Source organism: Ruminococcus flavefaciens (genome assembly GCF_900119075.1).
Classification (GTDB): Bacteria; Bacillota; Clostridia; order Oscillospirales; family Ruminococcaceae; genus Ruminococcus; species Ruminococcus flavefaciens_Q.
In genome coordinates this window covers 149,028-171,026 of the sequence record NZ_FPIP01000004.1, presented here as the reverse complement: position 1 = coordinate 171,026, position 21,999 = coordinate 149,028, and the positions used below count along the sequence as shown (strand labels likewise).

Sequence of the window (21,999 nt, the reverse complement as noted above, 5' to 3'; positions counted from 1 at the left end):
TCAATTTCCTGTGTAGGACACTCTTCCGTCCTCGGAAAAGCCTACCCAGCCGCGGTTCTTAGCCGCCTTTATACCGAGAGACACCGATGTCTCCAGAGACGGTGTTATCCTTGTAAAGCCGAAGAGATGAGCCACCTCACGAAGCAGGTCCTCACGCGCCATAGCCACCTGACGGGACATTATCTCCTTTATGCCGACTGCTATCTCCTCGGGAGCAACATCGTCGATATCGCGCTTTTCGTCGTTCTTATAGACAGTGCGGCACTTGTCGTACTCCTCTGGCTTCTGTGAGCTGAGCCATACGTACTCGTTCTCGCCTGCCTGAGTTACATTAACGTCTGCATTTGCAAAAGCAGTATCGAAAAGCGCCTTCATATTAGCTCCCGGACGGGATATTCCCCAGCAAGAGAATGTCTTTTTGGCAAGGACTTTCTTGTTCATTGGAGCCTCAGCCGCAAGAATATCGTTGATACACTTGGTTATCTTTGCTGTTGCAGCCTCAGTGAAGTTCTCGGAATTTCCCAGCGCCCTTATTTTAAATGACTTAAACTCGTCGAAGCTCTCCGCAAATTCAGCCACCTTCTCGGTCTCGAAAACTATCTCCTGCTTCTTCTTTTCCTCAGCCTTGGGAGCATTATCGGGATTGCGGAAACGCTCCACAGCCGCGTCTATCTCAGCCTTTATCTTGCCGAGTACCTTTTCCTTATTGTCAAGCCAGTCGATAATATAAACGCTCATAACGTTCCAGCCAAGACCTTTGAGCACACTCGGCTGAGACAGCGTTCTGTCGCTTGCTGTGCCGTTGTGGAAGTTAGCTTCATTACCGCAGTTTATGCCCATGATGTAGCTGTCAGGCTTGTCGGGATTTACAACTGCAACATCTATCTTGTAGTCCGAGCAGCCTACACTGCACTTGCAGTCATAGCCCAGCTTTTTCAGCTCAGCCGCAACTACTGTCTCAAATCCCTCACTGCTGCTGTTTGAGCCTGCCCTTACAGGTAGAGCACTTCTGCCCTTGGCAGCAAATTCAAGAAATCCCTTGAGTCCCTCAACGCCGTCTGAGCGTGTACGTGAAAGGTCTATCATATCGGGTGTGATGACAGAGAATACTATCATCTGACACTTTGAACGCGAGATAGCAACGTTAAGACGTCTCCAGCCGCCGTCACGGTTAAGAGGACCGAAGTTCATAGACACCTTGCCCTCCTTGTCGGGACCGTAGCCGATAGAGAACATGATAACATCACGCTCATCGCCCTGTACGTTTTCAAGGTTCTTAATGAGAATGGGCTCATACATCTCGTTTGCGTATTCTTCAAGCTTAGGCTCTGCGCGGTAAGCGTCCATGAGCAGGTCGTCGATAAGGTTCTGCTGCGGGAGACTGAATGTAACAACGCCGATACTGAGCTTTCTCAGCTTTTCGTCTCTCAGTCTGCGGCATATCTCCTCGACTACAGCCTGTGCTTCGGCTTTGTTTGTACGTGTGGAGCTCTTGTCGTAGTAGCCCTCAACGTGAACCCAGCTTACCTCCGAGACCTGATCGTCAGGCGACGGGAACGTGTAGAGCTTGTTCTCGTAGTACTTGGAGTTGCTGTATGCGATAAGGCTCTCATGGCGCGAACGATAATGCCAGAGCAGGTGCTTCTGAGGCATTGAAAGTGCCAGACAGTCGTCCAGTACGCTTTCAAGGTCTTCCTTTTCGTAGTTCTCCTCGTCCACCTGATTTGAAGCAAAGAAACTTGTAGGCGGCAGCTGTTTCGGATCGCCGACAACGATGACATTCTCGCCTCTTGCGATAGCTCCTACAGCCTCACAGGTGGGGAGCTGAGAAGCCTCGTCGAAGATGACAAGGTCGAATTTCGGGTAAGACGGATCTATATACTGAGCCACAGATATTGGGCTCATGAGCATTACAGGACACATTCTGCGGAGCAGATTTGGTATGCTGTCGAAAAGCTTACGGATAGACATCATACGTCCGCCCGACTTTATAGCCTTTTGCAGTATGCCTATCTCCGAACTGTTAGCAGAGCTGCCCGGTGTCGGTATCTTAGCCGAAAGGTCAGCCGCAAGCTCCTTGATAGACAATGTGGAGAAGTTGTCCAGTACCTCGCCGAATTTCCTGATAGTCTCCTCAAAGAGAGTTCCCTGAAAATGTGAAAGTACGCTGTTTCGAGAAATAGTGCCTGTCACCATAGCCTTGCTGATATCGCAGTCAAAGGCAGGGATAAGCTGCTCGGTGGGCACCTCGCCGTTCATGTAGGCGTCGGCGACATTGCCGATACCAAGTTCGCGGAGCCTGCTGCATATAGTGACGATACCCGTCCACTCCTTGAGCATTGGCAGCTCGTCAATAACGGCGTCAGTCTTCTGCTGTGCGTCGCTGCCCCAGTTTTCGCCTGTGATGAGCTTGTCCGTATTGATACCAAAGCTGCCGCGGAGCTGTGAAGCCACATTTTCCAGAGCTGCATAATCCGCAGTTATCTTTGAAGTATCGCCGTTTACGCCTGTTGTAAGGCTTGCGCAGAGCTTCTGCTTTATCTCGGGCAAGAATGTTGAAGCCGCAACTCTTTCGCCAAGCTCCGATGAACGGGCAACAATACCCTCTATAGCGTTCCAGTCGGCGTTCTCGTCAAGCTTGATAGTACCGAAGTACTTCACCAGCTCGGGCTGAGCCGATGAGACCTGAGCTTTAAGAGCTGCAAACTGATTTATCTTGTCGTAATACTGCGTTATATTCTCTTTGGTTACAGTTGAAGCCGATTTTGCATGAGCTGCAAGCTCCTTAACCAGCTTTTTGCTGCCCAATGCCTTGCCTATGAACCACTTACCCTGTGCGGTTTTCCAGCGCACCAGAGCGTCCGAAGCATTGTAGCCGAGGACTGAGGGCTCGAACTTTTCGAGAAGCTCGTTCTTGACGCTCATGAGCTGCTTTCCCGTGCCCATAAGCGCCTGTGCAGGCTCCTTGAAACCGTTCCAGCGGCTGTCGGCAATAATATCTGGAAGAAGCTGCTCGCCCTTGGCAGAAGCCGTCATTATCTCTGCCGCAAGCTTGCATTCCTCAAAGGTCATCTCGCTGCTGCCTGTGAATGCTGCTATCTGTGCTGTGTCGCTCTGTGCAGCCGCAAGAGCTGTTTTAAGCTCGCGGAGCTTCGCCTCCATAGCGCCCCTTGTTTCGGGAGTACACTCGGTAAGCTCGCATACTCCAAGGGCAGTAGTTGTCACGTCACCGAACTCACGACCTGCCGCAGCAAGGCTCTCCAAGGTCTCTCGCCATGTGGAATATGATGTCTCGCTCATGGCGTCAAGCTGCTCGTTGGTGAATGTGAACTTGCCGCCGAAGCTGCTGTTATGCTCGTATCTTACAGCCGCGTCATACATGGAGCAGCCGAAGTTGCGCTTCTTGTGTATCTCCTCCATGGTGCCGTTGAGCTCTTTTCGCATTTCCGCTATCTTGTCAGCCTGAGCCTTGTACTCCGCAGGTTTCTTGATACGTCCTACGTTGAGAGTCTCTTCCAGCTGATTGAGCACAGCTCGCTTCTGAGCCTTGTTTGAATGGAGCTCTATACAGAACGGTCCAAGTCCGACCTTGTTGAGACGCTTTTCAACAACTGATAGCGCCGCCATTTTCTCGGCTACAAAGAGTACGGATTTTCCCTGATACAGCGCACTTGCTATCATGTTTGTGATAGTCTGTGACTTACCGCTTCCGGGAGGTCCGTGAAGCACGAAGCTCTTGCCCTGAGAAGCCGCATAAACTGCCGCAAGCTGCGAAGAATCGGCGCTGAGTGGGACTACTAAATCCGTGGGAGCTACCTTGTTGTCAAGGTCAAGCGGAGATATGTACAGGTCGTCTCCTGCCCACTCGGTCTTGCCTGAGATAAGGCTTGCAACGACTTTGTTTTTAGCAAGCTCATCGGCGCGGTTGCGGATATCGTTCCACATGATGAAACGGTTGAAGGAGAACTGTCCGATGAAGGCATAGTCCACGATATCCCAGCGAGGCTGTGAGAGTATCCCCTGTCTTACGGTGTTGAAAATAAGCTGTAAGTCAACGCCGTTCTCATCCTCGGGAACGGGATCAAGTCCCTTTATGTCGATACCGTAGGTCTGGCGGATATACTCCAGCATAGTGATGTTCACCTGTGTGTCCTCGTCGCGCATACGTATAACGTAGGACTTCTCCTGCACCTTGCGGATTATATCCACAGGTATCAGCACCAGCGGCGCATAGCGCGGCTTGTCGCTCTTTTCGGTCTCGAACCACTTCAGGAAGCCAAGTGCCAGATATATGGTATTTACGCCGTTTTCCTCAATGCTCACCTTTGCCTGTCTGTGGAGCTTTTTCATAGTCTTTTCAAGCTCTGACTCAGAAATAAAGGTACGCAGGCGGTGGCTCTTGAACTCCGACTGTGAGATATTGCTAATGAGGTCACGGTCGTTTTCAATCTCGAATATCTTGCTGTCAGACATCTGCAGGGTCATATCGTTGGGCATTGGCATTACCTTGAAGTCCTCACCCTTTGATATCTCGTCCTCCAGTACGCCTAAGTCGCTTATCATCAGCTGAACGCTCATAGCTGTTGCACGGAAGTTCAGCAGGCTGTTACGCAGGCTGAGGTCAAGGAGCTTTCTCTCCCACATCAGCTGCTTTGTCACCTCTCTGCCCTCTGCGTTGGCAATGCCCTGCTGGGCTATCTCGTTTGGAGCTGAGGTTATCTCTGATTTCTTTCTTGCGCCATAGTCCACAGCCTTGAATGTGCCGTTTTCCGATACCTTTGAGGGCACGGGACGGATTCCGCTGGAACGAGTACGGCTTATATCTATGGCAAAGCAGAACTTTGATTCGTCGTCAAGTGCCGATACAGCGTGGCTCTCGGCACTGTCGAAATCAGTGTTCTTACCTGCGGTGAAGTCGGTGCACTCCACAAGACTGAGAGCGTCGATTCCGTGAGCAGCTCTCTTTGTGACTGCCGACATATCGTATTGCAGGCAGTCCGAGAAGGTCTCCTCCTCCAGCCAGCAGCCTGCAAAGGCGTGTCCCTGTATCATTATTATGAGGGGGTTAAGTCCAACTGCTTCAAGGCAGGAAGTGTACAACACAGCAAGGTCAAGGCAGGTGCCCTGCTTGGATTCAAGAACTGCGTCGGGCATACGTATGCGCTGAGCCTGCTCAAAGCTTGCAGGCGGCATAGCGTAGGCGATGTTCTGCTCCTGTAATGCCGCATAAACTGCGCCCATTTGCTGCTTGACTATATTGGGGTTCCTGGACTGATAGCCCGTAAACGCAGGATCGCCGCACCATTTTTGCAGGTACTTTCCTGCCGCAGCCACTATCTCCTGAACCTTTGGGTGATTGGGCGAAACAAAGGCAGCAACGGTCTCGGGCATGAAGTTTATACCCGACCACTGATCGTATGCAAGAAGCTCTATAGTACGCGTCTCCTCGGCAATGACCTCGTCCCCCTGCAAAGCCTCTATAGTAACACTGCCCACAAGCTTTTCAGTGAGACTGAAAAGATAGTCCGCGTTTAAGATGATATTTATGGGAGCTGTCTCAACAGGCTGAGACGGCTTCAGGTCTACAGGCACTGATTCAAAGGTCTTTGCGAACTCAGGTTCAAACCTTATCCTCAGCTTTACGCTTGTCAGATCCTCGTCGGTGTTGTTGGTCATGACGATATTTCTGAAAACGGGAACATAGTTCTGCTGCATTGCGAAGTTTATCTGCGCGGTCATATTGCCGCTGAATGTGATCTTGTTCTCCATACGCTCCTCCATTCTGCCCCTCGGCGAAAAAATATACATTATTATGATACCACATTTTGCTTTATTTTACAATATTTAAGGCGAAAAAAATCAAACAAAAAAGCTCCCGAACGGGAGCTGAAAAATCATCAGTTAGTCTTTTTATCTTTAAAACAGTAAGTTATCGCCGTCAGAAGCCAGCTCACTGCTTGTGAACTATGACTCCGCCTGTCTTGTAAATGCTGTCTGAGGGAATAACTCCTCTTACGCAGCTTGTTGGATAGATGTTTGAGTTTCTGCCGATGATAGTTCCTGGGTTGAGTACGCTGTTGCAGCCTACCTCAACGAAATCGCCAAGCATTGCGCCAATCTTCTTGATGCCTGTCTCAATCTTTTCATCGTCTGACTTTACCACAACATTGGTCTTGTCGGACTTGACATTAGATGTGATAGAGCCTGCGCCCATATGTGACTTGTAGCCGAGGATACTGTCGCCTACATAGTTATAGTGTGGAGTCTGCACGTTATCGAAAAGGATAACGTTCTTCAGTTCGACAGAGTTGCCCACAACGCAGTTATCGCCCACAAGTGCGCTTCCTCTGATAAATGCGCCGTGGCGGACTTCGGTATTAGCTCCGATAATGCATGGAGCTCCGAGATATGCTGTTGGGAAAACCTTTGCGGTCTTATGTACCCATACATTTTCGGAGGGGTTATCGTACTCGTCCTTGCTGAGTGACTTGCCCAGTGTGATTATAAACTCGCTGATACCCTTGAGAGCCTCCCACGGGTATGTGAACTTGCTGAGATAATCCTTTGCAGCTGTATGAGAGAGGTCATAAAGCTGGTTAATTTTTACATTTTCCATTTTTCCTGACTCCTATTCCAGTAATTATATACACAGATATAAATATTATACTCCCCTGCGCAGAAAAAGTCAATATCGCAGGGATTTTTTATCTCGTTTTTTTGTTTGCGCTTTACAAGCATGGAAAAATATGGTAAAATATAAACGTGGCTCTATGAGGCACTTTTATTATGAAACTCCGCGTCAAACAGGAAGTGTTGACTATGAAAGATAAAATTATCGGTCTGCTGAAAAGTCCTGTGCTGGGTATGCTGATATTCCTGTCAGTTGTTCTTACGTTTTCCCTCACCTCCTCATTCGGGCAGAATGAGGACTCGGAAACGGCAGGTAAATTCGCAGTTGCCGCTGTCAGCGCCGCTGCGGATATCGTCAACGATGAGCTGACCACCTGTCCCGTAACTACCTGCACAACGACTACAACTACCGTAACTACTACGATCGCAACTACAACTTCGCCGTATGAAGTGATACAGCCTGACCGATACGCAGGCACTTCACCTAACAGCGCTTTTTATCAGGACAGACTTGCCGTTGCAGGCGATTCTCTCGCACTTGGCTTCTGCTATTACGGCTTCGTTCCTAAAATGCACAATATCGCAGCAGACTCCGTATCCATGTGGAATCTGGACTACTTCACATTCAATCACGGAAACGGCGAGCTTGGCATGGTGGATTCCATAGAAGAAATCCGCCCGAGACTGCTGTATATCTCGGTTGGTATGAACGATGTGAATATGAATTCCTCCGAGAAATACGTAAATCGCTACCGCGAGGTCATAGACGAGATAATGAAGCGTATGCCCGAGATAAACATCGTTGTGGCAGGCATAACCCCAGTGTGCTCCGACTGTACTGTGGTCAAGAACAGCATTATCCGCGAGTACAATACGGCTCTTGAAAAAATGGTAAAGGATATGGATTCGCCGCAGGTCGTCTATTTCGACGTTTATTCAGTGGTCTGCGACGATAAGCAGAATCTCCGCGACGAATATTCCTCGGGAGACGGTATGCACATCTATATCCCCTGCTATAACGATATACTGACTGCTCTGTTTGATTTTCTTGATAAAACAGATTTCAAAAAGCGGTTGGGAGGATAAGGTACATTAAATGGGCTGTCGAGGACGCCAGCCCCTACATAAAAAAGGCGTGATATGATATCACGCCTTTTTTTATCATGTATTCTTGTCTACCTCGTGGAACTTCTTGAGGTTGCCGATTTTTTCGTTTCTTTCGTCGAGAACTCTCTCTACGTCAGACCAATCAAGTCCCTGATTTGCACAAAGCACCATTACGTGGTAAAGCAGGTCGTTTATCTCGTTCATGAGCTCGTTGTTGTCGCCGTTCTTTGCAGCGATAACTGTCTCGGTAGCCTCTTCGCCTACCTTCTTGCATATCTTGTCTACGCCCTTTTCAAAAAGGTAGCAGGTGTAGGAATTCTCAGCAGCTGTACCGTTCTCGAACTGCTTCTTTCTCTCCTTGATAACTTCAAAAATTTCCTGATAAACTGTCATTATTCATTCTCCTCTGTATTATATATTTCGTTGAAAAAGCAGCTGTAGCTTCCTGTATGACAGGCAACTCCCGTCTGCTCAACATTCACAAGCAGTGTATCGTTGTCGCAGTCGCCGTAGATAGAAACTACCTTCTGCAAATGTCCGCTCGTTGCGCCCTTGTTCCAGTACTCCTGACGGGAACGGCTCCAGAACCATGTATAGCCTGTTTCGAGAGTCTTTTTAAGGCTCTCTTTGTTCATATACGCAAGCATAAGAACAGTTTTTGTGTTGACCTCGTAGCATATCGCAGGGATAAGCTCTCCCTTTACGAAGAATTTGTCAAGGTCGTTCAAGTCTATCTTTATCATTGTTTTTACCTTTCGTTTCAATAATCTATCCACCACTCGGGAGTTATATCGCCGAGCTTTATGACCTTGCCCTTGCTGTAATCGAGCATTATCTCGATATCCTTATAGCTTTCAGGCATAAGCTGCACCATAAGCTCACGGCAGGCTCCGCATGGAGCGCCCTTGCCTTCAAAGGGTGGTATACAAAGCACCTTGTCTATCTCGTTTTCGCCATTGGTTATCATGCTGAATATGGCATTTCTCTCAGCGCATATACCAAGTGAGGAACAGGTATCAATACATACTCCCGTATATATTTTCCCCGATTTGCTCAGCACAGCTGCCGAGACCTCGCCTGCTGTAACATATTCGGATATGCGGCGCGGCGCAAGAACAGCTTTTGCAGCTGCATACATCTCCTGCCATATCTTGTCCATGGTTCATTGCTCCTCCTTTTCGACAGGTTTACCGTTTTCGTCAAAATTTGCGCGGAGCTTCATCATAACTGTGGTCATTGAACAGCTCATAGCAAGCACGATGATTACTGTTGCTGCAAGCGAAACTATAGCTGCTGTTTTTTCACTTGCAAGAAATGCCGTATTCACAGCGGCTGTCGTCAGCACGATACCTGCGATACCTGCTCTTATCCAGTACTTGCCGCAGGTCTTGTTGGCAAATTCCCATGTGTCGCGGCTCTTTTTGGCGCTCTCAGTCAGCACTCCCATTTTCATTTCGGAGTCCTTCGGAGCGTGAAATTTCATATAATAGCCACCCAGAAGAGCTGCCGCAGATAAAATCACATCCAATATCAGAAAAAACCAAAGCATAGCTCTCACCTCACGTCCAAAGTTTATCTGACTATTACGCCCTTACCGCGGCAGTAGTCCTTGACCTCGCCTACGGTAAGCTCCTTGAAGTGGAAAAGTGAAGCCGCAAGAGCAGCAGTAGCTCCAGTTTTCTCGAACACCTCATAGAAGTCGTTTATTTTGCCTGCTCCGCCGCTGGCGATAACAGGTATGGAGCAGTTGTCGCAGACAGCCTTCAGCATAGGTATATCGAAGCCCTCCTTGGTTCCGTCTGCGTCTATGGAGTTAAGGCATATCTCGCCTGCTCCCAGCTTTTCGATAGTGTGTACCCAGTCAATAAGGTCTATGCCCATGTCCTTGCGTCCGCCGTTTATATAGACTGTCCACTTGTTGTCGGATATCTTCTTGGCGTCGATACCTACGCAGATACACTGGCTGCCGAAGATATCAGCTCCGTCCTTGATGAGCTGTGGATTCTGTACAGCCTGAGAGTTTACCGATACCTTGTCCGCACCTGCTCTCAGAGCCTCGCGGATATCGTCAACGGTCTTTATACCGCCGCCCACTGTAAGAGGTACGAATACCTTTTTAGCTGTGTCTCTTACGACGTCGAGGAAAACTCCGCGTCCCTCGAATGAAGCCGTGATATCATAGAAAACTATCTCGTCAGCGCCCTGCTTGTTGTACTCCTCGGCACACTCAACAGGATCGCCTACATCGCGTACTCCCTCAAAATTCACGCCCTTGACTACCTTGCCGTTTCTTACGTCAAGACAAGGGATTATTCTCTTTGCAAGCATTCTTTCACTTCCTTTTTATCCGTTCTTAGCTTTTTTATACATTCTTATGGAGGTAAATACCATTACAGGCAGAGAAATAAGGAGAATTATCCCTAAAATACGCCTTACCCAGTCATTCAGCTGAATACCTGCTATCCTTGTCAGAATAACTATAAGCGAACTTATGCTGCCTGTGATCAATGATATTGACCATGCTTTTGTTGGTTTTACATCGTTCATATTACTTCTCCGAATACTCTATAGCTTCTTTAAGGTCAAGTGTACCCTTGTATATCGACTTTCCGCAGATAGTTCCGTAAAGTCCCATTTCCTTGCAGGCGATGATGTCGTCCATAGTGTGGACTCCGCCGCTTGCAACAATATTGGCCCTGCCCTCAGTGGCGTCTGCAAGCTTTTTGAGCTGCTCACGGTTCACTCCCGAGAGTGTGCCGTCCTTTGATATATCTGTAAAAATGAAATACTTCACGCCTGATTCGATCATCTTATCTGCAAGGTCGATATAGTGTACGTCGGAGCTTTCAAGCCAGCCCTCTGTAGCCACCATTTCGTTCATTGCGTCTATCCCTACGACTATCTTATCACTGCCGAACTTTTCAACGGCTTCGCAGACAAGCTTAGGGCTTTTGAGAGCCACAGAACCGAGGATAACTCTTGTGATACCCATATCAAAGTACTCCTGAATTGTCTTTATACTGCGGATACCGCCGCCCAGCTCGACCTTGAGATTTGTCTTTTCGGCAACGTCTGTGTATATCTTCGTGTTGACAGGTCTGCCCTCTTTGGCACCGTCAAGGTCTACCATGTGAATCCACTGAGCGCCTGCCGCCTCGAAACTTTTAGCAGTTTCGAGATAGTCCGAAGCAACCTTTTCAACTGTTGAAAAATCGCCCTTGAACAGGCGGACGCAGTTGCCGTCCTTTATATCTATTGCAGGTAAAATTATCATTATTATTCTCCTTAAATCAGTTTATTGCGTACCATATCTGCATATTCAGCATTAAGACCGACAGCTTCAAAATATTTTTCCGCAGTGCTGAAGCGCTCCGTGAAAAGGTCAATAAAGCCGTTCATGCTCTTCGGATTGGCAAGAACTATGTTCCTGTCGACCTCGGGGTGAGCGCTGAGAAATGCCTCTAAATTCTTGTGATTGTACTCGCGGCTGATGACGTAATTTTCAACGATATCCTCACGCGACGCGCCGCAGAGCAGAAGAATTATAGCCGTCACAACTCCCGTTCTGTCTTTTCCTGCCGTACAGTGGAAAAGAACACCCTCAGAAGCTTCGGCAATGGTTTTCATCACCTTTGGCATACTATCAGCCGTCACTATGTCCATGTAGGAAAGTGGAACTGCTTCAAGGCTCTCGGGAACGCCGCTGCCCTCGGTTATGGGGAAATGACGATACTCAAATCCCTCAATATCAGCAAGTCCGCAGGGCTTTCTGTCACGCTCCTCTTCCGTACGCATATCTATTATAGTCGTGATATGAGCAGCGCGGAGCTTCTCAATGTCCTCGGCTGTTGGCTGAACAGGAACATCGCTGCGCCAGAAAACGCCGCCCTTTGTAAGACCTCCGTCTGCCGTTCTTATGCCGCCCAGCTCCCTTGTATTGCAAGTGCATGAAAGCAGACTCCTGTATGTCATATAAGTCCTCCTATTTTGATCTTCAGCGGTAAATCTTCTTATCCTTTACCTGATCGTCACACTTTATCTCAACATATCCTTTAGCGTGTTTGAAATTTATTTTTACAACATATCTTCCTGTTTCATCAGCGGTAAAATAAGTATCAGCATCTTCAATATTACTTATCACTTCGCCGCTTTTTTCGCCCTTTCGGGTAAATGAGACTTTTGCCTTACCTTTCTCTATATGAGCGTCAAGGTGCAGTTTTTCGCCTGTTTCCAGCTGAAATTCAAAACGTTCATTCCCATTGAAGTAATAAAAATCAGCATAGTATCTGCCGGTCAGAAAATGTCTGCCATCACCTTTGAAAGAGTAAACATTGTCCCATATCAGGAATCCGATCAAACCTGCTGCTAAAACTCCACCTGAAACTTTTGCTACAATTTTTTTCATACCGTTACTCCTATATCATATTCAATTTATAAGCGAACCGAAGCTGCGAAGTATCTTCAGACCTGTTTCGCCGCTCTTTTCGGGGTGAAACTGTGCTCCGTACACGTACTTTCCGTCGTAAACAAGTGCAGGAACACGTCCGCCGTACTCAACATAAGCAGCGATATTCTTATCCTCGCAGTGAGCCTTGTAGGAGTGAACGAAGTAAACATACTCGTTATCGCCCACATTTGCAAGCAGCGGACAGTCATTGAGCTTTTCAAGCTTGTTCCAGCCCATATGGGGGATTATAAGGTCTGGCTCTTCCATTTTACGGACGCTGCCGCCGATAAGTCCCAGCCCGTCGCACTCCTCGAACTCGTAGCCCTTGTCAAATATGAGCTGCATACCGAGGCAGATACCGAGGAACGGCTTTCTTGCTGCTTCTTCCTTGATAGTGTCCACAAGTCCTGTAGCTTCAAGTTTTTTCATAGCAGCCGGAAACGCACCAACTCCCGGGAGAATAACAGCATCTGCTGCCTTTACGGACTCCTTGTCACTGACGAGCCTGCTTTCAAGTCCAAGGTAGTCCAGCGCGTTCTTTACACTGAAAATATTGCCTGCGCCGTAGTCGATTATCGCTATCATCAGAGAACTCCTTTCGTGGAGAGCGTTGAGCCGTCCTTGTTCTCGGTAACGGCTGTTTTAAGAGCGTGTGCAACTGCCTTGTAGACAGCCTCTGCCTTGTGGTGGTCATTGCTGCCGTAAAGCAGGTTTATGTGCAGTGTCATGCCCGAATTGAAGGCAAATGCACGGAAGAACTCCTCTGTCATGCAAAGGTCATAATCTCCGCAGCTCTGATTTGTAAAGTCACAGTTGAACACAAGGAAAGGTCTGTTGCTCAGGTCGAGACTTGCCATTGCAAGAGACTCGTCCATTGGGATATAAGCCGTACCGTAGCGGACTATGCCCGACTTTGTGCCGAGAGCCTTTCCCAGAGCCTGTCCCAGAGCTATACCTGTGTCCTCAATGGTGTGGTGACAGTCAACGTGCAGGTCGCCCTTTACCTTGACAGTCATGCTGATACCGCTGTGTACCGACAGCGCTGTGAGCATATGGTCGAAGAAGCCTATGCCTGTGTCGATGTCAGCCTTTCCCTTTTCGTCAAGGGATACGGATATCTTTATCTGAGTTTCCTTGGTAACTCTTTCAATTTCAGCCTTGCGCATTGCAGCCGCCTCCTTTATTTTCTGAAGTAGTTTTCAAGCACTTCCATAAGACGTGCATTTTCCTCGGCGCTGCCCGATGTGATTCGTATCGCGCCCTTGAATTTTCTTATTGCGATTGAATTGTCCAGCATGAACTGATATATCTTGTCGCATTCATCTGTCTTTATGAATACAAAATTGGTGCATGGCTCATATACTTTATCAAAGCAGCCGTACTTCTTGTCCAGTGCCGCGATATCGCTGTAGAGCTTCTTTGTATTGGCAACTATAGTATTGCGGCAGTCCGCAAGATACTGCTTCTCGCTGAGTATATCCGCAACTATTGTCTGTGCAACTGTGTCGTTGTTGTATGGGGACTTAGCTGCGCGGATAGCATTGGTTATGGTCTTGTTTGCAACTGCAAAACCGAATCTTACAGCCGCCATGCCGATAGCCTTTGAGCAGGTCTTGAGGATAATGAGATTGCTGTAGTTATTTACCTCATCAAGGATAGACTGATCCCAGAAGTCCATATAAGCTTCATCAAGGATAACAAGAACGTCTTCAAGAGACTCGATTATCTTCCTTACATCTTCCCTTTTAAGACCTAAAGATGTAGGGTTGCATGGGTTCGAGAAGATAAGTCCCTTTGCGCCCTTTTCCTTGCAGAAAGCAATGAGCTTGTCAGGGTTTATCGTCAGGTCGGCTTCTTTCTGATAGGTCTCCACGTTTACCTCATAGAGCTGTGCGTAGAACTGATACATTGAGAAGTCGTAGGACACGTTCACAACTGTGTCCCCTGCCTCAAAGAAGCAGCCCTCTATAATGCTGATGAGCTCGTCGGAGCCGTTTCCTGCGCTGACAAGCTCCTCGGGAACGTTGTAAAGCTCAGCAAAAGCCTTTGTGGGAGCCTTTGCAAGGCAGTCGGGATAGCGGTTGAAGTCTATCTGCGAAATGCTCTTTGTAATCTTTGCCTTTAAGCTGTCGCTTAAATTGAAACAGCTCTCGTTAGCGTCAAGTCTTATATCATAGTGTCCTGTTATGGGATCGTAGGGCACTAAATTTACCAGCTTTTTATTAAGTTTGTAACTCATATTTTATCCTTTCCAAAAAAACACCTATAGGGCAGCTGTATTTCAAGCCGCCCCATTGCGTGATTTAGTCTTCAAATCTTACCTTGATAGCGTTAGCGTGAGCTGTAAGTCCCTCGCGCTCTGCAATAAGAACGATGTCGTCCTTAGCCTTTCTGAGAGCGTCCTCAGTGTAATATGTGTAAGCAGTACGCTTTGTAAAGCTTGCAACTCCGAGAGGAGAGAAGAAACGGGCTGTACCACTTGTTGGGAGGACGTGGTTAGGTCCTGCATAATAGTCGCCGAGCGGCTCGGAAGCATAGTGACCGAGGAATATGGAACCTGCGTTGTCAAGGCTGCCGAGAAGCTCGAATGGGTTCTCCATAAGGACTTCAAGGTGCTCGGGAGCTATCTCGTTTGCCAGCTCTACGCACTTTTCACGGCTGTCGGCAATGATAACTGCACCGTAGTCTTCAAGAGACTTCTCGATAATGCTCTTTCTGGAGAGATACTCCTTCTGGCGGTCTATCTCCTTGATAGTCTCGTCAGCAAGCTTCTCGCTGGTTGTTACCATTATTGCAGAAGCAAGCACGTCGTGCTCTGCCTGTGACATAAGGTCAGCAGCTGCGAACTTCGGATTTGCTGTGTCGTCAGCAATAACAAGTATCTCGCTTGGTCCTGCTATCATGTCGATATCAACTACGCCGTAAAGAAGCTTCTTGGCTGTAGCTACATAGATGTTTCCGGGACCTACTATCTTGTCGCACTTTGGTATCTCCTCTGTGCCGTATGCAAGAGCTGCGATAGCCTGTGCGCCGCCCGAGAGGAACACTCTGTCCACGCCGCAGATAGCTGCCGCAACAAGGATATCCTTGTTCGGTGTGCCGTCTTTAAGTGGCGGAGTTACCATGATTATCTCCTTGACGCCTGCAATTTTAGCAGGGATAGCATTCATAAGAACGCTTGACGGATAAGCAGCTGTGCCGCCGGGAACATAGAGTCCTACTCTGTGCAGTCCGCGGATACGCTGTCCCATAATTACGCCGTTATCCTTGGCAGAGATAAAGCTCTGCTCCAGCTGTCTCTGGTGGAAATCGGCAATATTCTCCTGTGCATTCAGAAGAGCGTCAACGAACTCCTGGTCTGCTTCTGTAAGAGCGTCGTTGATGACCTCACGGGGTACCTCATAGTACTGAGGCAGATTGCCGTCAAATTTGAGAGTATAGCCCTTTACAGCCTCGTCGCCGTTTTCCTTGACGTTCTCGATTATCTCGGAAACGACTTCTGTGACCTTTTTGTTGGTCTCGCCGCTTCTCTTTTTAATGTCACTGAGGAATGCAACTTCGTCAGTACCGTTTGCAAATATCTTCTTCATCAGAGATTCTCCTCTATAAGTGTAATAAGTCTGTCTATTTCAGCGTGTCTCATTTTGAGGCTAACAGTGTTTGCGATAAGTCTTGCGGAGATAGGTGCAACGTCCTCGATTACTTCAAGTCCGTTCTCCCTGAGAGTAGTACCTGTCTCAACTATATCAACGATACCGTCAGCAAGTTCAAGAAGCGGTGCAAGCTCAACAGAGCCCTCTATCTTGATTATCTCGGTGTCCATGCCTTTCTTTTCAAAGAAGCTTCTTGCTACATTGGGGTACTTTGTAGCGATAGTCTTTATGCCGTAGCCGCTGTAGAAGTCGTAACCCTTTTTAGTAGCAAGAGCAAACTTGCATTTGCCGAAGCCAAGGTCCACAAGCTCATAGAACTTGCCTTTCATCTCCATGATAGTGTCCTTGCCCACAACGCCCATGTCGCACACGCCATGCTCAACATAGGTGATAACGTCGTTAGCCTTTGCAAGTACGACTTCAAGATTTGCGTCAGGTACGGGAAGTATGAGCTTTCTGCCCTTTTCACGTACTGCTGTGCAGTCGAAGCCCAGCTTTTCAAGGAGACCAACTGTGTCCTTTTCCAGTCTGCCCTTTGTAAGAGCCATTCTTATAGGCTTGTTCATATGTTTACCTCCTTGCTCTCGCCGTCGATAACTACTACCTTTGCTATCTTCTTCTCCATAGCGTATTCACGGACGCTTTCAAGGTCGTCGAAGAGAGCGTTCTCAACGATAAGTCCCTGCTCGCGGAGCTCCTTTGCAGCCTTGAGAGCAGCTACCTCGCAGCCCTCCTCGGCATAAACGATAACGTCAGCCTTTGGCTCGGCAGGAAGAACGTCGCTCTTTTCCATGAGCTTTGCAACTGCGTTGATATTTACCGCAAAGCCGATAGCAGGAACGTCGTAGCCGAACTCGGAGATAAGCTTGTCGTAGCGTCCGCCCGAGAGGACCTCCTCGCCGTGTCCCTGTAAATAGCCCTTTATGATAAGACCTGTGTAGTAGTCGGTCTTGTTTACCAGTCCAAGGTCAACGGTGATAGTACCGTCGCCGCCGCAGAGCTCGGAAGCGTCTGCGTAAATATTTCTCAGCTCGTCAAGGATACGCTTGATATTGTCATCAGGCATAAGCTCCTCAGCCTTTTCAAATACTTCCTCGCCGCCGAAGAGCGCAGGGAGCTTTTTGAGTGCATTTGTAACAGGTGAATTGCCGAAGCTGTCAAGCAGGTCGTTGAGCGCAGGGAAATTCTTGTTCTCGATGAGCTTTCTGATGTTTTCCTTGTCCTTTTCAGAAGCGTCCAGCTTGCTGACAAGCTCCTTGAATATGCCGATATGACCGAGTTCAAGTGAGAACTCCATGCCGAATGAGCTGAGCGAATCAACAGCTGTTGATATTACTTCAAGGTCAGCCATTTTAAGCTGAGAGCCGATAAGCTCGATACCTGCCTGTACTACCTCATCGCTTCTGCCCTTTAATGATGGCTCGGTGGTGTAAACAGCCTGAGCGTAACAGAGCTTAAGAGGAAGAACAGCGTCTCTCAGACGGGTAGCAACTATTCTTGCGATAGGCATTGTGGTATCGGGACGCATAACGAGAAGTCTGCCCTTGCTGTCTGTCAGCTTGTACAGGTTCTCCTGCGGAAAATAGCGTGAATTAAGGTTGAATACGTCAAAGAACTCCAGACCGGGGGTGATAGTCTCACTGTAGCCGCTGCTTCTGAACAGTCCCATGAGAGTATTCTCTATATTTCGTCTTACTATGCACTCTCCGAAGAGCAGGTCCTTTGTACCCTCGGGAGTGATAAGGTCATAATTTTTCATAGCAACCTCCTTGGTAATCACTTTAGTCTGCTAACATGATACTATGATAACATATTACTAAGCAAAAGTCAAGTTAAAAGAAGGACATCTGTGTGGATTCAGGCAAATCACCAAATGCACCTATACTTTTCAACATATCGATTGTCGTTTTTGACGCTCCGCTCTCGGACTGGAATTCTTCTATTGACATGAATCCGCCCTTTTGCACAGCCTCGTAAATGCCCTTGGCAGCGTTGTCTCCGACGCCGCTCATAGCTGAGAAAGGAATCCTCAGCTTGCCGTCCTCTACAAGATAGTCGGTAGCGTGGGACTTGAACAGGTCGATAGGCAGGAATTCATAGCCGCGCGACATCATCTCGTTTGTAATGAGCAGGATATCGTAGAGTGCGCTGTCCTTGTTGGTCTTGTCGTTGCCCAGAGCCTTTATCTCCTCTATCTTTGCGCGGACTGCGCCAATGCCCTTGACAGCAAGCTCTGCGTCGAAGTCCTCGCCTCTTACGGAGAAGTAGGTAGCGTAATACTCCAGCGGCATATGCAGCTTGAACCAGCCCAGCTTGATAGCCGCGATAACATAAGCCGCCGCGTGAGCCTTAGGGAACATATACTTTATCTTCAGACAGCTCTCAATGTACCATTCGGGTACGTTATGGTCGCGGAGCATTTGTATGATTTCGGGTGTGAACTGCTTTGGAGCTTTTCCCTTACGAGTCCACTCCATTATCTGGAAAGCCATTTTCGGCTCAACGCCTTTATATAATAAGTAGGTCATAATGGAGTCACGGGTTCCGATAACGTCGGAAATAGTGCATACGCCGTTGTCGATAAGATCCTTGGCATTGCCCAGCCAAACGTCGGTACCGTGGGAAAGTCCCGATATCTGCAAAAAGTCGCTGAACTTAGTTGGCTTTGCGTCCAGAAGCATCTGTATAGTGAAGCCCGTGCCCATTTCAGGGATACCGAGACTTCCCGTCTTGCAGTAGATGTCCTCTGGAGTAACTCCAAGCACATCGCAGTTTGTACACATACGGATAACATCGGGATCAGATGTGGGAACGTCCTTTATCTTGATACCCGTCAGGTCTTCAAGGTGCTTGTACAGGGTAGGAACAACGTGTCCCAGCTCGTCAAGCTTCAATATGGTATCATGGAGCGAATTGAACGTGAAGTGAGTTGTGATTATCTCGGAATCCGCAGTATCAGCAGGGTGCTGAACGGGAGTGAAGTCGTAAACGTCGTAGTCCGACGGCACAACTACCATTCCGCCCGGATGCTGACCTGTGGTCCTCTTGATACCTGTACAGCCGATAGCAAGTCGGCTCATTTCTGCGTTGTTAAGGGTTATGCCGTTCTCCTCGCAGTACTTCTTAACGTAGCCGTAGGCGGTCTTTTCCGCAACAACTGAGATAGTTCCTGCCTTGAAAACGTTGGATTTTCCGAAAAGCTTTTCCGTATAGCGATGAGCCCAGAACTGGTACTCATCGGAGAAGTTAAGGTCGATATCAGGCGCTTTATCGCCGTCGAAGCCAAGGAAGGTCTCGAAGGGGATATCGTGTCCGTCACGGTTCATGTCCTTGCCGCAGTCGGGGCACTTTTTCGGCGGCAGGTCGAAGCCCGAGCCGTATACACCGTCCAGCAGGAACTCGCTGTGCTTGCAGTTGGGGCATACATAATGGGGCGGCAGAGGATTTACCTCTGAGATACCAGCCATTGAAGCCACGAATGAAGAACCAACGGAACCTCTCGAACCAACGAGATAGCCGTTCTCAACGGAGTTCCACACCAGCTTCTGGGCGATGATATAGAGCACGGAGAAGCCGTGCTTGATGATAGACGAAAGCTCACGGTCAAGGCGCTTGTCGACCAGCTCGGGGAGCGGATCTCCGTATATCTCATGGGCTTTGTCGTGGGTTATCTTAACCAACTCCTCCTCTGCTCCCTCGATAGTAGGAGTAAAGGTACCCTTTGGTATGGGGCGGACTACCTCTATCTGGTCGGCAATGGCATTGGTATTGGTGATAACGACTTCCTTTGCCTTGTCCTCGCCCAGATATGCGAACTCCGCCATCATCTCCTCAGTAGTTCTGAGGTAGAGAGGAGCCTGCTCCTCGGCGTCCTTGAAGCCCATGCTTGCAAGGATTATCTTACGGTAGATAGCGTCCTTGGGATCAATAAAGTGAACGTCGCAGGTAGCGCAGGTAGGGAGCCCAAGTCTGTCGCCCATTTCAACGATATAGCGGTTGAAATCGCGGAGCTCCTCGTCGTCCTTTGCCACGCCGTCGCGCACCATGAACTTATTGTTGCCTATGGGCTGAATCTCAAGATAGTCGTAGAACTTCGCAAGATCGTCGATGTAGTCCTGATCGCGGATATCCAGCATAGCCTGGAATATCTCGCCAGCCTCGCAGGCGCTTCCGTAGATAAGTCCCTCTCGGTGCTCTATAAGTCTCGACTTCGGTATAAGGGGTTTTTTATAGAAAAATTCAAGATTACTGAGAGATACAAGCCTGTAGAGGTTCTTCAGACCTGCCTGATTGCGGACAAGTATGATAAAATGGTAGCTTTTCAGCTTCTTTGTCTCTATCTCGTCCACAAGGATATTGAGCTGCTGTATGGACTTGAAGCTTCTTTCGCTTTTCAGTCTGCCGATAAGCTCAATGTATATCTTTGCCAGCATGAGAGCGTCGTCCGAGGCTCTGTGGTGGTCGAACTTTCCAAGTTTAAGCTGTTTTGCCACAAGATTCAGCTTGTGGCGTCCCATTTCGGGGAGCATGGACTGACACATGACAAGCGTGTCCACCCATGTGTATTCAAAATCAATGCTCTGCCTCTTGCAGACCTGATTTATCATGTTTGTATCATAACGGGCGTTATGAGCTACCAGTACAGGCTTATCTCCGCAGAACTCCATGAACATACGGAGCGCCTCTGCTTCGTCGGGAGCATTTGCAACATCGGCGTCGCTTATGCCTGTGAGCTCCGTTATCCTCTCGGGGATATGGAATCCCGGATTCACCTTGGTATTGAAGCTGTCCACTACCTGTAGGTTTTTCAGCTTGACAGCGCCTATCTCGGTGAGCCTGTCATTGCGGAAGCTGAGTCCCGTGGTCTCAACGTCAAAAACAATTATCTCGTCGTCAAAGGAGCGGTCATCGCCGCCGTAAACGACCATATCACGCTCGATATCGTTTACCACGTATGCCTCCATGCCGTAGATGACCTTGAAGTTCTTGGGCATATTGTACATACAGTCGGGGAACGCCTGAACGTTGCCGTGGTCAGTTATCGCCATTGCCTGATGTCCCCAGCTTGCCGCCCTGTTGATAAGTGTAACAGGATCGGTAACAGCGTCCATAGCGGACATATTGCTGTGGCAGTGGAGCTCAACACGCTTTTCGGGATAGTTGTCCATTTTCGGTATGCGCTTTACCTTGATAAGAGAATTTGCGGATATAACGATATCTCGCGCATAGGAATCGTAGTCCAGCTTGCCCGATACAAGAAGTGTAGCTCCGCTCTTTATGGAGCCCAGCTTCATCTCCTCGACTTCCTCGTTCTTGGCAAATATCTTTATTTTCAGCGAGCCGCTGTAGTCGGTGATATCATAGGTGACAACGGTCTTTTCGTTGCGGACTTCCTTAAGCTCCGAAGCAAAAACGTCGCCCACAACGACAACCTTTTCGCCGAGGTGCTGTACAGCCTCGCATATCGGTATGGGCTTTTCGCGGATAGCTCTTCCCTTTACTATCTCGGCAGATTCGGCATCGAAGTCCTTATTGAGAGCCGTTACGTCAAGTGTAGCAGTGGGGATAACGGACTTCATTTCCTCGGTCTTTATCTCGTCGGGAGTCTTATCAGGGATAAGCTGACTGCTGTAGTCAGGCATATCCGCTTCAAGGCGCTCTATCATCTCGTCGTACTGCTCAACGCTTACGGAGGTATCACCGTCAAGGACTACCTTGACTCTTACGCCGAACTGATTGTAAATCATTCGTGAAAAGCCTGTGCAGAAGTTGAACTTGTCCAGTATATCACGTCCGCCATGAACTATCCTTATGCGGAGCTCACCGTTGCCGAGAGAAACGTCAGCGTCGTCGAGAAAGCCGTTCACTACAGGGATATCGCGCTTTAACAGCTTTATGAGCTCGCCGTAGCAGTCCATGCCGAATTTCTCGGAGGGATAACGGCAGGCAAGACGCACCTGCTCCACCTTTATGGCAGTTTCCACTGCTTTTTCAAATGCGAATACATCATCACTGGGGACTAACTCGTCGAAATGCGCATGAAAGCGGATAGATTCAAGATTTTCACTGTATGTGAGCTTGAAAATCTCTCCGTTCATTACGCTTTCGGGAAGCTCCGATATGTATTCCTTGAGAAATTCGGATATTTTTATCTGCATTATA

At 48.5% G+C, this 21,999-nt stretch carries 19 protein-coding genes; 1 reads left to right on the top strand and 18 read right to left on the bottom strand.

Features of this window, described 5'->3' with window-relative positions:
* Window positions 1-5,769 (bottom strand): DUF4011 domain-containing protein, encoded by a 5,769-nt coding sequence (locus BT105_RS07715; protein WP_072300183.1) that lies wholly within the window; start codon window positions 5,767-5,769, stop codon window positions 1-3.
* Between the two features lie 181 nt (window positions 5,770-5,950).
* A complete protein-coding gene (locus BT105_RS07710) occupies window positions 5,951-6,616 on the bottom strand; it encodes an acyltransferase (protein ID WP_072300182.1) in 666 nt (221 codons plus the stop codon).
* A 203-nt stretch (window positions 6,617-6,819) separates the two neighbouring features.
* On the opposite strand from BT105_RS07710, the gene BT105_RS07705 reads away from it, so the two are divergent.
* Entirely contained in the window at window positions 6,820-7,716 is an 897-nt protein-coding gene (locus BT105_RS07705) for an SGNH/GDSL hydrolase family protein (protein WP_072300181.1), read from the top strand.
* 75 nt (window positions 7,717-7,791) lie between these two features.
* Here BT105_RS07705 and hisE read toward each other — a convergent pair whose 3' ends face one another.
* From hisE to BT105_RS07625, 16 genes are all read right to left on the bottom strand, one after another.
* Window positions 7,792-8,130, bottom strand: a complete 339-nt coding sequence (gene hisE / locus BT105_RS07700; RefSeq protein ID WP_072300180.1) for a phosphoribosyl-ATP diphosphatase — start codon at window positions 8,128-8,130, stop codon at window positions 7,792-7,794.
* Window positions 8,130-8,480 (bottom strand): phosphoribosyl-AMP cyclohydrolase, encoded by a 351-nt coding sequence (gene hisI, locus BT105_RS07695; protein ID WP_072300334.1) that lies wholly within the window; start codon window positions 8,478-8,480, stop codon window positions 8,130-8,132. The genes hisE and hisI overlap by 1 nt, the downstream gene beginning before the upstream one ends.
* A gap of 17 nt (window positions 8,481-8,497) precedes the next feature.
* A complete protein-coding gene (locus BT105_RS07690; RefSeq protein ID WP_028515666.1) occupies window positions 8,498-8,896 on the bottom strand; it encodes a cytidine deaminase family protein in 399 nt (132 codons plus the stop codon).
* Window positions 8,897-8,899: 3 nt separating this feature from the next.
* Entirely contained in the window at window positions 8,900-9,220 is a 321-nt protein-coding gene (locus tag BT105_RS07685; RefSeq protein WP_177243948.1) for an SdpI family protein, read from the bottom strand.
* A gap of 89 nt (window positions 9,221-9,309) precedes the next feature.
* Entirely contained in the window at window positions 9,310-10,065 is a 756-nt protein-coding gene (gene hisF / locus BT105_RS07680; protein ID WP_072300178.1) for an imidazole glycerol phosphate synthase subunit HisF, read from the bottom strand.
* 15 nt (window positions 10,066-10,080) lie between these two features.
* Window positions 10,081-10,284 carry a hypothetical protein gene (locus BT105_RS07675; protein ID WP_072300177.1) on the bottom strand — a complete coding sequence of 68 codons (204 nt, stop codon included), beginning with the start codon at window positions 10,282-10,284 and terminating at the stop codon, window positions 10,081-10,083.
* A 1-nt stretch (window position 10,285) separates the two neighbouring features.
* On the bottom strand, window positions 10,286-11,011 hold the full coding sequence (gene hisA, locus BT105_RS07670) for a 1-(5-phosphoribosyl)-5-[(5-phosphoribosylamino)methylideneamino]imidazole-4-carboxamide isomerase (protein WP_072300176.1): 726 nt from the start codon (window positions 11,009-11,011) through the stop codon (window positions 10,286-10,288).
* An 11-nt stretch (window positions 11,012-11,022) separates the two neighbouring features.
* Complete coding sequence (locus BT105_RS07665; RefSeq protein WP_072300175.1) at window positions 11,023-11,709, bottom strand: tyrosine-protein phosphatase; 687 nt, start codon at window positions 11,707-11,709, stop codon at window positions 11,023-11,025.
* 22 nt (window positions 11,710-11,731) lie between these two features.
* A complete protein-coding gene (locus BT105_RS07660) occupies window positions 11,732-12,142 on the bottom strand; it encodes a hypothetical protein (RefSeq protein ID WP_072300174.1) in 411 nt (136 codons plus the stop codon).
* 21 nt (window positions 12,143-12,163) lie between these two features.
* On the bottom strand, window positions 12,164-12,769 hold the full coding sequence (gene hisH, locus BT105_RS07655) for an imidazole glycerol phosphate synthase subunit HisH (RefSeq protein ID WP_072300173.1): 606 nt from the start codon (window positions 12,767-12,769) through the stop codon (window positions 12,164-12,166).
* Window positions 12,769-13,350 carry an imidazoleglycerol-phosphate dehydratase HisB gene (hisB, locus tag BT105_RS07650; protein WP_072300172.1) on the bottom strand — a complete coding sequence of 194 codons (582 nt, stop codon included), beginning with the start codon at window positions 13,348-13,350 and terminating at the stop codon, window positions 12,769-12,771. The genes hisH and hisB overlap by 1 nt, the downstream gene beginning before the upstream one ends.
* A 14-nt stretch (window positions 13,351-13,364) precedes the next feature.
* Window positions 13,365-14,423, bottom strand: a complete 1,059-nt coding sequence (locus BT105_RS07645; protein WP_072300171.1) for a pyridoxal phosphate-dependent aminotransferase — start codon at window positions 14,421-14,423, stop codon at window positions 13,365-13,367.
* A 64-nt stretch (window positions 14,424-14,487) separates the two neighbouring features.
* Complete coding sequence (gene hisD, locus BT105_RS07640) at window positions 14,488-15,777, bottom strand: histidinol dehydrogenase (protein WP_072300170.1); 1,290 nt, start codon at window positions 15,775-15,777, stop codon at window positions 14,488-14,490.
* Window positions 15,774-16,403, bottom strand: coding sequence for an ATP phosphoribosyltransferase (hisG, locus tag BT105_RS07635; RefSeq protein WP_028515676.1), 630 nt, complete (start codon window positions 16,401-16,403; stop codon window positions 15,774-15,776). Before hisG ends, hisD begins: the two co-directional genes overlap by 4 nt.
* Window positions 16,400-17,596, bottom strand: coding sequence for an ATP phosphoribosyltransferase regulatory subunit (gene hisZ / locus BT105_RS07630; protein WP_072300169.1), 1,197 nt, complete (start codon window positions 17,594-17,596; stop codon window positions 16,400-16,402). The genes hisG and hisZ overlap by 4 nt, the downstream gene beginning before the upstream one ends.
* Window positions 17,597-17,669: 73 nt before the next feature.
* Window positions 17,670-21,995: a PolC-type DNA polymerase III gene (locus BT105_RS07625; protein ID WP_072300168.1), complete on the bottom strand. Its 4,326-nt coding sequence runs from the start codon at window positions 21,993-21,995 to the stop codon at window positions 17,670-17,672.
* Window positions 21,996-21,999: the final 4 nt, after the last annotated feature.

What these genes read in the sequence shown, in the direction of transcription:
- BT105_RS07715 (WP_072300183.1), bottom strand. Translation starts at nt 5,769, where the DNA reads ATGGAGAACAAGATCACATTCAGCGGCAATATGACCGCGCAGATAAAC.
- BT105_RS07710 (WP_072300182.1), bottom strand. Translation starts at nt 6,616, where the DNA reads ATGGAAAATGTAAAAATTAACCAGCTTTATGACCTCTCTCATACAGCT.
- BT105_RS07705 (WP_072300181.1), top strand. Translation starts at nt 6,820, where the DNA reads ATGAAAGATAAAATTATCGGTCTGCTGAAAAGTCCTGTGCTGGGTATG.
- hisE (WP_072300180.1), bottom strand. Translation starts at nt 8,130, where the DNA reads ATGACAGTTTATCAGGAAATTTTTGAAGTTATCAAGGAGAGAAAGAAG.
- hisI (WP_072300334.1), bottom strand. Translation starts at nt 8,480, where the DNA reads ATGATAAAGATAGACTTGAACGACCTTGACAAATTCTTCGTAAAGGGA.
- BT105_RS07690 (WP_028515666.1), bottom strand. Translation starts at nt 8,896, where the DNA reads ATGGACAAGATATGGCAGGAGATGTATGCAGCTGCAAAAGCTGTTCTT.
- BT105_RS07685 (WP_177243948.1), bottom strand. Translation starts at nt 9,220, where the DNA reads ATGAAATTTCACGCTCCGAAGGACTCCGAAATGAAAATGGGAGTGCTG.
- hisF (WP_072300178.1), bottom strand. Translation starts at nt 10,065, where the DNA reads ATGCTTGCAAAGAGAATAATCCCTTGTCTTGACGTAAGAAACGGCAAG.
- BT105_RS07675 (WP_072300177.1), bottom strand. Translation starts at nt 10,284, where the DNA reads ATGAACGATGTAAAACCAACAAAAGCATGGTCAATATCATTGATCACA.
- hisA (WP_072300176.1), bottom strand. Translation starts at nt 11,011, where the DNA reads ATGATAATTTTACCTGCAATAGATATAAAGGACGGCAACTGCGTCCGC.
- BT105_RS07665 (WP_072300175.1), bottom strand. Translation starts at nt 11,709, where the DNA reads ATGACATACAGGAGTCTGCTTTCATGCACTTGCAATACAAGGGAGCTG.
- BT105_RS07660 (WP_072300174.1), bottom strand. Translation starts at nt 12,142, where the DNA reads ATGAAAAAAATTGTAGCAAAAGTTTCAGGTGGAGTTTTAGCAGCAGGT.
- hisH (WP_072300173.1), bottom strand. Translation starts at nt 12,769, where the DNA reads ATGATAGCGATAATCGACTACGGCGCAGGCAATATTTTCAGTGTAAAG.
- hisB (WP_072300172.1), bottom strand. Translation starts at nt 13,350, where the DNA reads ATGCGCAAGGCTGAAATTGAAAGAGTTACCAAGGAAACTCAGATAAAG.
- BT105_RS07645 (WP_072300171.1), bottom strand. Translation starts at nt 14,423, where the DNA reads ATGAGTTACAAACTTAATAAAAAGCTGGTAAATTTAGTGCCCTACGAT.
- hisG (WP_028515676.1), bottom strand. Translation starts at nt 16,403, where the DNA reads ATGAACAAGCCTATAAGAATGGCTCTTACAAAGGGCAGACTGGAAAAG.
- hisZ (WP_072300169.1), bottom strand. Translation starts at nt 17,596, where the DNA reads ATGAAAAATTATGACCTTATCACTCCCGAGGGTACAAAGGACCTGCTC.
- BT105_RS07625 (WP_072300168.1), bottom strand. Translation starts at nt 21,995, where the DNA reads ATGCAGATAAAAATATCCGAATTTCTCAAGGAATACATATCGGAGCTT.